The organism is Neobacillus sp. SM06 (assembly GCF_050496765.1).
Taxonomy (GTDB): domain Bacteria; phylum Bacillota; class Bacilli; order Bacillales; family Cytobacillaceae; genus JAEVLT01.
Genome location: NZ_JBNWEO010000009.1, coordinates 17,095 through 29,643 on the forward strand (window position 1 = coordinate 17,095; position 12,549 = coordinate 29,643).

Sequence of the window (12,549 nt, forward strand, 5' to 3'; positions counted from 1 at the left end):
GCTAAAGAAATGGAATTTAATTGGTTTCACATGCGTATTGATCGTGATCACGGTCCATCTTGGACTGGTAGGCAGGGTGGCCTGCCGGTACACCTTGTGGATATTTCTTTCTTAATTCGGTACAGTTTTGAAAAAATTCAGTAGTCCCGCTCGATGGCGTCGCAGCAGCAGAAGAATTGGATGTGCTGCTCTGTGTGCTTGATGCCGCAGCAGCCGAAGTGGATGAACTGCTCCGATTGCTTCCGCTGCTGGATGAAGCGGGAGCAGCTGCTGTGCCGGCTGCCGAGTCCAAATCGCCTTTTGTGGTGCCATTAGGGCCGTATGCCCATAAACCTTTAGTGGCAGAACGGGCTTCGCGGGCAAATTTGACAAAAACATCGCTGTACTTTACGTCAGGCGGATAGGTTGATGGTTCGGCATAGCCATTTAAAACAAGGTCGGCATTAAACATTTTGGTACGGATTTCATTTTCATCCATATCATTCGTTGGAATGGATAACCAGATGATTCGCAACAACCGTCCATAGCGATCGGTTTCAGATACGTCTTTTTGCAACCAAACTTGCTTGCCTTCAAGTTTGTTCGTTGTATAATTGCTGGCTTCTTTGCCATACGTTTCATGCCTTGTGGTTGATTCTGGCGTGTTGACGCCAATCAAACGTACTTTTTGACCGGTTGAAAGCTGGACCGTATCGCCATCAACGACTCTGGAAATCGTTGCTGCAACTAAACCAAGGCTTGCGGCTGTTTGCTGTTCTTTCTGTGCTGCTTCCTGTTTTGCTTTTTCAGCGGCCTGCTGCTTTGCTTCTTCTTCTTTCTTCGCCTGCTCTTCTGCCTGCTGTTTCGCTCCTGCCTCTTTTGCCGCTTCTTTTGCTCTTTCATTCGCACTGGAGATCTTTTCAGAATCCTGTTTCTTCTCTTTTACAACGTCCGGCTGATTTCCAGTTGAAGAAAACCCTCCAAATGCTAAAAAGATACCAATAATAGCAGCAATAATGGGAACTTTCGCGCGATTTCCAGCTTTTCTATTTTTGATCCACGCATAGATTCCCCATATGGCAATTCCAATACCTAAAACCCCTAAAATAGTGCTAGACAACCAGGATATAATTGCCATCACGAGAGCGACGACAATCAGAATCCCAAAACAACCTAACAGGTTTCTCATTCTTCCCCTCCGAAGTTCTATTTACATAATATTGGATTTTTTACTTTTAATCCTATTCCATAATACAACCACAAGTAGTTTGTGGCAATTACCTTTGAAATTGGTGGAATAGTAAAAAAATCTTTAGCCGCCAACATTGTGTCGGAATCTGCATCTTTAAGGCCAATCATGTATAATCTACTTAAGAATAGGATAAAGGATGGTATACATACATGACATCAAAGTCCAGAGTAGGAGCCTATTTAGTGAAACATGCGGCGGCTCTTTCCGTTGAAATTGTGGAAGACGTCCTGCACACCATGAATTTAGTGATTCCTGAAGAGGAAAAGCAACAAGCCATTACCATGTATATAGAATTTATTGGATTTTTAGGAAAAACGCTCACTGAGGATCGCGAGGAAATTCCTGAAGAACTCGTCGTTTGGAGTAAAAAGAATGCAGTGCAGCAAATATCGGCAGAAGGAAACATTTCAGAAATTTCGGTTCGCTACCTGCCAACGCGGGAGATCTTTACTGAGATTCTAACGAGATTAAGCGTGGAGTTTGGACTTTCCGTTCAGGAAAATGCCTCGCTCATAAAGCGCGTCAACACCTTGCTGGATGTCAGCCACAACGAAATGATTCTAGCGTTTGAACAATTAACCGAACAGAATAAGGAAAAAATGCAAAAAGAAATGGCTGAGTTATCGGCACCGATTGTATTAATAAAAGAGAATACGGCGGTTCTTCCATTGATCGGTGTAATGGATGCTTACCGGGCAAGCTATATTTTGAACAAAGTTGTCCCCACCATCGCAGACCTTCAGTTGGAGCATGTCATTATGGATTGCTCAGGAATTTTGACAATTGATGTGGAAATTGTAAATTATCTCAAACAATTAAGCGAGGTTCTTCTTTTGTTAGGGGTAAATGTAATTTTAACAGGCTTACGTCCGGATTTAACTCAGTTCATTGTCAATCGCGGAATCGATATGTCTGCAATTAAAACATTTGCCCATGTAAAGCAAGCGTTGGAATACATCGAATAAGGGAATGAATGGTATTGTGGAGAAGCTTTAATGGCTGTCACAATTCCGTTTTGTAATGGAAAGCTAATTTACATATTGCGTGAAAATTTAATTAAAAAGACAACCGCTTGACCAAAAAAAGATCCTGTGGTTACAATATGGTGTAATTTAATAGATCGTACCTTCATATATCCTCGATAATATGGATCGAGAGTCTCTACCGGGTTGCCGCAAATAACCCGACTATGAAGGCAGAATTTTTAGCGAGCGATTGTTTCAAGGAAAACGGGAATTCTGCCTTCTTATAGGAGAAGAGGCGAATTCTAGTTTTCTTTTTTTGTTTCTGGAAAAAATAATTTTATGATATGGGAAAGAGGTGGCTGCCTTGACAGGTATGCAGGAAATGATTGTTGTTCTTGATTTTGGAAGCCAGTACAATCAGTTAATAACAAGACGGATCCGTGAATTTGGCATCTACAGTGAGCTGCATCCGCATACGATTACAGCTGAAGAGCTGAAAAAATTGAACCCGAAAGGAATTATTTTTTCCGGCGGGCCGAATAGTGTGTACGACGAGAATTCCTTCCGCTGTGATGAAGCGATTTTTGAAATGGGTCTGCCGATTTTGGGCATCTGCTACGGGATGCAGCTGATGACGATGCACTTCGGTGGTAAAGTGGAAAGGGCTAAGAACCGCGAATACGGCAAAGCGGTTTTAACAGTACAAAATCAATCAAAGTTGTTTACGGATCTGCCGGATGAGCAAGTCGTTTGGATGAGCCATGGGGATCTTGTTGTCGAAGCACCCGATGGCTTTACCATTGATGGCACGAATCCATCGTGTCCGATTGCGGCTATGAGCCATGAAGAGCGGAATCTGTATGCGGTTCAATTCCATCCGGAAGTTCGCCATTCTGTATACGGAAATGACCTTTTGAAAAACTTTGTTTTTAATGTTTGTGACTGCACAGGCGATTGGTCAATGGAGAACTTTATTGAAATGGAAATGGAGAAAATCCGGCAAACGGTCGGGGATAAGAAAGTTCTTTGCGCTCTTAGCGGGGGCGTGGATTCATCGGTTGTAGCCGTGCTGATTCACAAAGCAATCGGCGATCAATTGACCTGTATTTTTGTCGATCACGGCTTGCTTCGTAAAAATGAAGCAGAAAGCGTGATGAAAACTTTTGCGGACGGATTCCATATGAATGTGATCAAAGTGGATGCAAAAGAGCGGTTCTTAAGCAAGCTAGAAGGGGTTTCCGATCCTGAGAAAAAACGGAAAATTATTGGAAATGAATTTATTTACGTGTTCGATGATGAGGCAACAAAACTTGAGGGAATTGAATTTTTGGCACAAGGGACGCTTTACACGGATATTATCGAAAGCGGGACCGCAACGGCGCAAACGATCAAGTCGCACCACAATGTTGGCGGGCTTCCGGAAGACATGCAGTTCAAGTTGATCGAGCCGTTGAATACATTGTTTAAAGATGAGGTTCGCGCGCTTGGCACAGAGCTAGGGATTCCGGATGAAATCGTTTGGCGGCAGCCATTTCCTGGTCCGGGACTTGGAATCCGTGTCCTTGGTGCGATTTCAGAGGATAAGCTTGAAATTGTTCGTGAATCGGACTGGATTTTACGGGAAGAAATTAAAAAAGCCGGCCTCGATCGCGATATTTGGCAATACTTTACGGTTCTGCCGGATATCCGCAGCGTTGGTGTCATGGGCGATGCGAGAACATACGATTACACGATCGGCATTCGTGCCGTAACATCCATTGATGGCATGACATCCGATTGGGCAAGAATCCCATGGGATGTTCTTGAAATCATCTCGACGAGGATTGTCAACGAAGTGGCGCATGTGAACCGTGTTGTCTACGATATAACAAGCAAGCCGCCGGCAACGATTGAGTGGGAGTAGGAACAACTATCGAACAAATGATTAGAATACGAACAACTCTATTGAAAAAATAGAAAAATGTTCGTATTTTTTCTTGACGGTATATGATCAAGCTGATAAGATGAAGATGGAAAAACAAAATGTCGAAAAGCGTCGTATAATGTTGGGGATAAGGCCCAAGAGTTTCTACCGAGCTACCGTGAATAGCTTGACTACGAGGCGAGTGTTAATGAAAAAGGTGCATTAAGCTGCCCTTTGATTTTTTTCACATGCCTTAGTCAACGTTCCGGTAGAATGCCGGAACGTTTTTTGGTCATTATAGTAGATAAGAATCTTTCAGGGGGAAAGGACAAATGAAAAATTATTTTCAGTTTGAAAAACTGGGGACGAGTTATCGCCAAGAATTTATCGGCGGTCTGACTACGTTTTTGGCGATGGCCTATATTTTAGCAGTCAATCCACTGACATTGACGCTTTCTAGTATAAAAGGTTTGCCGGATGCCATGCGAATGGATTATGGAGCTGTATTCGTCGCAACAGCGATTGCATCAGCGATTGGTTCCATCGTCATGGGGCTGCTTGGTAAATATCCGCTAGCACTTGCGCCGGGTATGGGATTAAATGCCTTTTTTGCGTACACTGTTGTTTTGGGAAGCAAGATCCCGTGGCAGCATGCTCTTGGCGCTGTCCTGATTTCGGGTGTATTCTTCTTTCTTTTAACCCTTACAGGACTTCGTGAAAAAATTATTAACGCAATCCCTGTTGACTTAAAGCATGCCGTTGGGGCGGGTATTGGTTTGTTCATTACGTTTATCGGTCTGCAGGAATCCGGAATTATCGTCAACAACGATGCCACCCTTGTTGGGCTGGGTGACCTATCCAAAGGGCCAACACTCCTCGCGATTTTTGGCATTTTTATTACCGTTGTTTTAATGACGAGAGGCTTTAAAGGCGCGGTTTTCTTTGGGATGATCATTACTTCCATTGTCGGTATGGTTTTTGGATTAATTGACGTGCCCCATAAAGTGGTCGATACGGTTCCAAGCTTGCAGCCAACTTTTGGTGCGGTTTTCACCTCATTTGGTGATCATTCTTTCTGGTCGACGACGATGATTGGCATTATTTTGACCTTCTTATTTGTTGACTTCTTTGATAATGCCGGAACACTTGTGGCCGTGGCAAATCAGGCGGGGTTAATGAAGGACAATAAACTTCCGAACGCTGGCCGTGCACTTGTTTCTGATTCGATTGCAACAATGGTTGGTGCGGTTTTGGGGACGTCGACAACGACATCGTATATTGAGTCGTCAGCCGGAGTGGCTTCTGGTGCGAAAACCGGTTTTGCTTCATTGGTTACGGCAGGATTCTTTATTTTATCGTTGTTCTTCTTTCCGTTATTGTCGGTGATTACATCATCGGTTACAGCTCCAGCACTGATCATTGTCGGCGTTCTGATGGTTTCCTCGTTAGGTAAAATTGACTGGACACGGTTTGAGATTGCGGTGCCGGCTTTCTTGACGATGATTGCGATGCCGCTATCTTACAGCATTGCAACAGGAATTGCGATTGGGTTTATTTTTTACCCAATTACGATGATTGTGAAAGGACGAATCAAAGAAGTTAATCCAATTATGTATTTTTTCTTTGTGATTTTCTTGCTCTATTTTATTTTCTTAAAATAATGATGATGAGGCCGAAGTCGAACTTCGGTCTTTTTTTGAACAGAAGGTGCAACATAAAATTTCTATCTCCTCGAGAAGATTCGATGGTTCGGTCGAATTTTGTCGTTGACTTCCTGTAAGTACTTTTATAACATATTTAATACTGAGGGTATGTTTGTGAAGAGGGGAAGACAAATGGTAAAATTGAGGATTGAAAAAGTACTAAATAACAATGTGCTGATAGCTGAGCACCCGGCCTATAAAGAAGTAGTGCTGATAGGAAAAGGTCTTGGGTTTAATCGGAAACAGGGAGACTCCATTGAAACCGATTCCGTTGAAAAGTTTTTTGTCTTAAAAAATGAAAAAGAACAAGAAAATTATCTAAAGCTTTTGCCCTTTGTAGATCATGAGCTGCATGATGTTATTATTTCTGCATTCGAACTGATCAAACAGCGCACCCAGTCATCCTTGAACGAACATATCCATGTCGCCCTTACTGATCATTTGATGTTTGCAGTGACGAGAATTGCAAAGGGAATGGAAATTAAGAATCCTTTTTTGGTTGAAACGAAAACGCTTTATCGCCGAGAATATGAAATCGCAGCAGAAGTTGTGCAATTGATCGAAGATAAGACAGGTATCAAGCTCCCTGTGGGGGAAATTGGCTTTATTGCGTTGCATATCCATAGTTCTCTAACCAACAAAACGCTTTCGGATGTGAATAAACATTCACAGCTTGTGAGAGAGCTTGTTGATATGATCGAGGAACAGCTGAAAATAAACATTGATCGGGAAAGTATTGATTATATGAGGCTTGTTCGTCATTTGCGTTATACCATTGAACGAGTTGTCAGCGGAGAAAAAGTAGAAGAGCCAGAGAAAATTTCTGCCCTCTTGAAGGCTGAATATCCTGTGTGCTATAATCTCTCGTGGAAGATTATGAAAGTAATGCAGCAATCTTTGAAAAAGAAAGTTTTTGATGCGGAGGCCGTTTATTTAACATTGCATTTGCAGCGGCTTAACAAAAAATGAATACGATCTTGTTTTTACGTGTTACTGATTTGATCAGGCATGAGTAAGGGGAATTAATTGAGGTTGTGAGGACATTCTATTCCTGTAAACTTCAGTTGGTTATTTTTACTCATGCCTTTTATTTTGTGAGAATGTAAGCGTTTGATGAGTGAAGTTTCATAGGGGGAAAATCTTTATGTTTAAAAATGCCTTTGGCGTTTTGCAAAAAGTCGGTAAAGCATTGATGTTGCCGGTTGCCCTATTACCGGCAGCAGGTCTGCTTTTAGGAATAGGAAACGCTTTTCAACAGCCGACTATGCTACACTATCTTCCGTTTTTAAATGCGAATTGGTTTCAGTTGGTTGCCAGCGTAATGGAGGATGCGGGCTCCATTATTTTTGGTAACTTAGCATTGATTTTCGCATCAGGGGTTGCTTTAGGATTAGCAGCGGATGGTGCTGCAGCTCTAGCGGCTATTGTTGGCTATTTAGTCTTAAACCAGGTAATGGGTTCATGGCTTGATGTAACAACCAAAATGGTATCAAAGGATCCATCATATGCTACCGTATTAGGGATTCCTACGTTACAAACAGGTGTATTTGGAGGGATTATCGTTGGTTTGATTGCAGCGTTTGCCTATAATCGATACCACGATATTGAGATGCCTTCTTTCCTCGGTTTCTTTGCCGGCAAGCGGTTTGTGCCGATCGCAACTGCAGCGTTTTCGCTTATTGCCGGTTTGTTGTTATTGCTTATATGGCCGCCAATACAGCATGGTATGAATACTGTGTCAAACTGGATGCTGGAAAGCGGAACGTACTTTTCGGTATTCATGTTTGGTTTTATTAAAAGATTATTGATCCCATTTGGATTGCATCATATTTGGTATGCTCCGTTCTGGTATGAGTTTGGTACATATAAGACAGCAGCTGGACAAATTGTACATGGAGATATGACGATTTTCTTTGCGCAATTAAAAGATAACGTGAAACTTACTGCCGGTTACTTCATGCAAGGTGAATTCCCGATTATGATGTTTGGATTACCGGCAGCTGCACTGGCGATGTACCACACAGCTCGACCTGAAAAGAAAAAGCTTGTTGCTGGCTTACTCGGTTCCGCTGCATTAACATCCTTCTTAACGGGTATTACTGAACCGCTTGAGTTTTCCTTTTTATTCGTATCACCACTTTTATTCTTTATTCATGCCGTATTAGATGGTCTTTCATTTGTATTGATGGCTTTCTTTAAGGTTCATCTTGGTTACACTTTTTCCGGGGGGGCTATTGACTTTCTGCTATTTGGTATTCTTCCAGGAAAAGAGCAGTGGTGGATTGCCATCCTGCTAGGTATTGTTTTTGCGGTTGTTTATTACATTGTATTTCGATTCATCATTGTCAAATTGAACGTGAAAACGCCAGGTCGTGAGGAAGACGAAGAAGATGCCGGACTAAAAGAAGGCACAAAAGGGAGGGCAGGGGATCTCCCGTATCATATTTTGAATGCGATGGGCGGACAGCAGAACATTGCTCACCTTGATGCTTGTATCACTCGTCTCCGTGTTACGGTTAATGATAGTAAGAATGTTAATAAAAACGACTTAAAGAGACTCGGAGCATCTGGCATTCTTGGAGTTGGGAACAATATCCAGGCGATCTTTGGTCCGCGTTCTGAGATGATTAAAAGCCAAATGGAAGATATTATGGAAGGAAAGACTCCTCGAGTTATCGCAAAAGTGTCAGAAAAGAGTGTGGAGCAACTAATCATAGGGAACAATTCGGTTGTTCTGCAAACAAAGCGAGAAGAAGAAGTTTTTGTCGCTCCGTTAAAAGGAAACGTCAGGCCGATCACTGAAGTTCCAGACCGGGTTTTTGCCAGGAAAATGATGGGTGATGGTTTTGCGATTGTACCCGCTGAAGGTCTCGTTGTTTCACCTGTTGATGGTAAAATCATAAATCTCTTTCCGACGAAGCATGCGATCGGTATCCTGTCCGACGGCGGCCGTGAAATTTTAATCCACATTGGGATCGACACAGTAAACCTGAAGGGTGAAGGATTTGAAACCTTTGTTGCTGAAAATGACCGTGTGGAAAAAGGACAGCCGCTGATGAAAGTGGATTTGGATTACATAAAAGAGCACGCAACATCAACGATAACGCCAATTATCTTCACAAACTTGGCGGAAGGCGAAAAAGTGGTTCTCGAAAAACAAGGGCCTGTTGAGGCGAACACAGGAGGAATTGTAAGAATTTCTCTATAAAAAGAAAGCCGGCCTCGTATTGAACTAAGGCTGGCTTTTGTGTTTTTGGACAATAAATCCCCACTCGTTTGCATACACCACTGCTAGCTGATGGTTTAGTATGAATTCCTGTGTTTTCTTTCCGCGTTTGATTAAAAGCAGGGCATGATCTTTTTGTAAAAAAGTACGCCAACCACCGTCCTGAATGACTAAGTCTCCATATAATTCCGCAGCTAAAACTTGATTTTGTTGCCAAACGGCTCTTTTACCATGGTGGTAACCGTATAAACTGTAGCCTTTTAAGTCTTTGTTCCTTTCTAAATTTTTCAGTAAACTCAATTGCAACTTTGGAATGGGATTCCGAATGTACATAAAAATTTGGGCCTCGTATACAATCGCGGTAAAAACGATTGAAAAGGTGAGAATGTATCGAATGATCACCGGTTTTACGTGACTTGCTTTGCTTGCTAAAGATCCAATTGCCAGCGAAATGGCAGGATAAACCGGTTGGATGTACCATCTCACTTTTGTTGAAGCAAACGTATAGAGCAAAAAGGGAATGACCATCCATAAATAAATTCCAATCGTGGCTGATTTGGTTTCGACCTTCCATAACGAGCCGCGAAATTCGTGAATCATGGTGAAACCGAAAAGCAAAAGAAGGACAATCCATAACTTGGAAAATTTCCATAGTATAGTAACATAATAGAAAAAGTTCTCGCTATGTCCTTCAATAGGGGTAGAGGACCGGTGCAAGAGATCGTATGCAATCATCTTTTTAAAAAACAGCAATTGATCATATTGATACCTAAATAGAGCCCAAGTCACTATAGGAACCACAACAGTTAAAATAGACAAGAACCATTCGGTGGGTGCGATTTTTTTGTAGTGACCAGTTAGAAAAAGAAACGTCAATATAATAAGTAGGATGCTGCCTGCGTGCCAACTCTTTGTTAAAAAAGCGCAGGAAAACGAAAACGCAGAAACAATCAGCCATTTTTTTTGCTCAATACTTAGTAAAAGGGAAAGAATCGAAGCTGTAAACAAAAAAACAAAAAGGGAGTCAGCATCAGCTGTTCTTGCACCATGATTTAACAGCCATTGTGAGCAGGTTGCCAATACAATAGAGGAAATCAATCCTGCGCGTTTTCCAAACGTTGCCCATGCGAAAGCTGCGACTATTATAATAGTAAGAAACGCAAAAATAGCAGGCAAAAGCCTAAGTCCGAAAGGGTTGAAACCGGCAATTTTGTAGCCAGCGATTATGGCCCAAAAGCTAAGCGGTGGTTTTAAGTTCCAGTAATCAACCTGGTTCCTGTATGTATTGATAAAAAGGTTGTTGTGTTTTACCATTTCATAAGCATTGATCCCGTGCCTTGCCTCATCCCAGCTGTAAATTGGAAAATCTCCAAGCTTGAAAAAGATATTGAAGGAAACAAGACCAAATACCAAAAACACCAAAATACAAAAATAAACCTTTGATTGAATGAATGACTGCTTCATTTGTTACTCCTTGTTTAAAAACTAAATTTCTGTTTATTAGAGTACCAAAATACGAAGTTTTCTATACTTTTGCGAGAAAGTTCTTCTTTTTGGGGAATGGGTGAAGAAAAAGTTTAAAAAGGGTTGACTCTAGATAAGGAGGGTGTTATTATATTAAAGCAGTCGTTAATACGATAGTTGAGCAAAAAAATTATTTAAAAACGCTTGACTTTAAAATAACGATTTGTTATAATAATAGAGTTGTTGTTTAATATGATTGTTCTTTGAAAACTAAACAAACAATTACGTCAACAAATAATCATGATGTCTGCTTTTAGAAGCAACATCAGCCAACGTTAATCAAGTAAGGATCGTCGACTAAGAACGCCACATCCTGTGGCAACATCGACGTCAGCGCATCCTTGCGCAAGTGAGCTATATCAAACGTTTCTGTTCTTCGGTCGACTAAAAGCCGCAACGTCCTGTTGCGAACGTCGACACTAGAACATCCTATTCTTCGGAGAGTTTGATCCTGGCTCAGGACGAACGCTGGCGGCGTGCCTAATACATGCAAGTCGAGCGGATCATCAGGAGCTTGCTCCTGATGGTTAGCGGCGGACGGGTGAGTAACACGTGGGCAACCTGCCTGTAAGACTGGGATAACACCGGGAAACCGGTGCTAATACCGGGTAATTCTTTCTTTCGCATGAAGGAAAGCTGAAAGACGGCTTTTGCTGTCACTTACAGATGGGCCCGCGGCGCATTAGCTAGTTGGTGAGGTAACGGCTCACCAAGGCAACGATGCGTAGCCGACCTGAGAGGGTGATCGGCCACACTGGGACTGAGACACGGCCCAGACTCCTACGGGAGGCAGCAGTAGGGAATCTTCCGCAATGGACGAAAGTCTGACGGAGCAACGCCGCGTGAGTGATGAAGGCCTTCGGGTCGTAAAACTCTGTTGTTAGGGAAGAACAAGTATCGGAGTAACTGCCGGTACCTTGACGGTACCTAACCAGAAAGCCACGGCTAACTACGTGCCAGCAGCCGCGGTAATACGTAGGTGGCAAGCGTTGTCCGGAATTATTGGGCGTAAAGCGCGCGCAGGCGGTCCTTTAAGTCTGATGTGAAAGCCCACGGCTCAACCGTGGAGGGTCATTGGAAACTGGGGGACTTGAGTGCAGAAGAGGAAAGCGGAATTCCACGTGTAGCGGTGAAATGCGTAGAGATGTGGAGGAACACCAGTGGCGAAGGCGGCTTTCTGGTCTGTAACTGACGCTGAGGCGCGAAAGCGTGGGGAGCAAACAGGATTAGATACCCTGGTAGTCCACGCCGTAAACGATGAGTGCTAAGTGTTAGAGGGTTTCCGCCCTTTAGTGCTGCAGCTAACGCATTAAGCACTCCGCCTGGGGAGTACGGCCGCAAGGCTGAAACTCAAAGGAATTGACGGGGGCCCGCACAAGCGGTGGAGCATGTGGTTTAATTCGAAGCAACGCGAAGAACCTTACCAGGTCTTGACATCCTCTGACACTCCTAGAGATAGGACTTTCCCCTTCGGGGGACAGAGTGACAGGTGGTGCATGGTTGTCGTCAGCTCGTGTCGTGAGATGTTGGGTTAAGTCCCGCAACGAGCGCAACCCTTGATCTTAGTTGCCAGCATTCAGTTGGGCACTCTAAGGTGACTGCCGGTGACAAACCGGAGGAAGGTGGGGATGACGTCAAATCATCATGCCCCTTATGACCTGGGCTACACACGTGCTACAATGGATGGTACAAAGGGCAGCGAGACCGCGAGGTTAAGCCAATCCCATAAAACCATTCTCAGTTCGGATTGCAGGCTGCAACTCGCCTGCATGAAGCCGGAATCGCTAGTAATCGCGGATCAGCATGCCGCGGTGAATACGTTCCCGGGCCTTGTACACACCGCCCGTCACACCACGAGAGTTTGTAACACCCGAAGTCGGTGGGGTAACCGTAAGGAGCCAGCCGCCTAAGGTGGGACAGATGATTGGGGTGAAGTCGTAACAAGGTAGCCGTATCGGAAGGTGCGGCTGGATCACCTCCTTTCTAAGGAAAATGTC

Annotated in this window: 7 protein-coding genes, 1 rRNA gene and 2 riboswitches; of the genes, 6 read left to right on the forward strand and 2 right to left on the reverse strand. The window is 43.4% G+C overall.

Annotated elements, in window-relative coordinates; all coding sequences use genetic code 11:
- Positions 1-16: 16 nt before the first annotated feature.
- Entirely contained in the window at positions 17-1,168 is a 1,152-nt protein-coding gene (locus ACQYAD_RS02665; protein WP_430235251.1) for a thermonuclease family protein, read from the reverse strand.
- Between the two features lie 212 nt (positions 1,169-1,380).
- Between ACQYAD_RS02665 and ACQYAD_RS02670 the strand changes: the two genes are divergently transcribed.
- The 5 genes from ACQYAD_RS02670 (at position 1,381) to ptsG (ending at position 9,010) form a co-directional block, all read left to right on the forward strand.
- Positions 1,381-2,196 (forward strand): STAS domain-containing protein, encoded by an 816-nt coding sequence (locus tag ACQYAD_RS02670; RefSeq protein ID WP_430235253.1) that lies wholly within the window; start codon positions 1,381-1,383, stop codon positions 2,194-2,196.
- A gap of 143 nt (positions 2,197-2,339) precedes the next feature.
- Positions 2,340-2,441, forward strand: a riboswitch (purine riboswitch).
- 128 nt (positions 2,442-2,569) lie between these two features.
- Positions 2,570-4,099, forward strand: a complete 1,530-nt coding sequence (guaA, locus tag ACQYAD_RS02675) for a glutamine-hydrolyzing GMP synthase (protein ID WP_430235499.1) — start codon at positions 2,570-2,572, stop codon at positions 4,097-4,099.
- Between the two features lie 112 nt (positions 4,100-4,211).
- Positions 4,212-4,313, forward strand: a riboswitch (purine riboswitch).
- 118 nt (positions 4,314-4,431) lie between these two features.
- Positions 4,432-5,760, forward strand: coding sequence for an NCS2 family permease (locus ACQYAD_RS02680; RefSeq protein WP_430235255.1), 1,329 nt, complete (start codon positions 4,432-4,434; stop codon positions 5,758-5,760).
- 174 nt (positions 5,761-5,934) lie between these two features.
- Complete coding sequence (gene glcT, locus ACQYAD_RS02685) at positions 5,935-6,771, forward strand: glucose PTS transporter transcription antiterminator GlcT (RefSeq protein ID WP_430235257.1); 837 nt, start codon at positions 5,935-5,937, stop codon at positions 6,769-6,771.
- 175 nt (positions 6,772-6,946) lie between these two features.
- Entirely contained in the window at positions 6,947-9,010 is a 2,064-nt protein-coding gene (ptsG, locus tag ACQYAD_RS02690) for a glucose-specific PTS transporter subunit IIBC (RefSeq protein ID WP_430235260.1), read from the forward strand.
- Positions 9,011-9,034: 24 nt separating this feature from the next.
- Here ptsG and ACQYAD_RS02695 read toward each other — a convergent pair whose 3' ends face one another.
- Positions 9,035-10,492: an ArnT family glycosyltransferase gene (locus ACQYAD_RS02695; RefSeq protein WP_430235262.1), complete on the reverse strand. Its 1,458-nt coding sequence runs from the start codon at positions 10,490-10,492 to the stop codon at positions 9,035-9,037.
- A gap of 493 nt (positions 10,493-10,985) precedes the next feature.
- Between ACQYAD_RS02695 and ACQYAD_RS02700 the strand changes: the two genes are divergently transcribed.
- A 16S ribosomal RNA gene (locus tag ACQYAD_RS02700) occupies positions 10,986-12,535 on the forward strand.
- Positions 12,536-12,549: the final 14 nt, after the last annotated feature.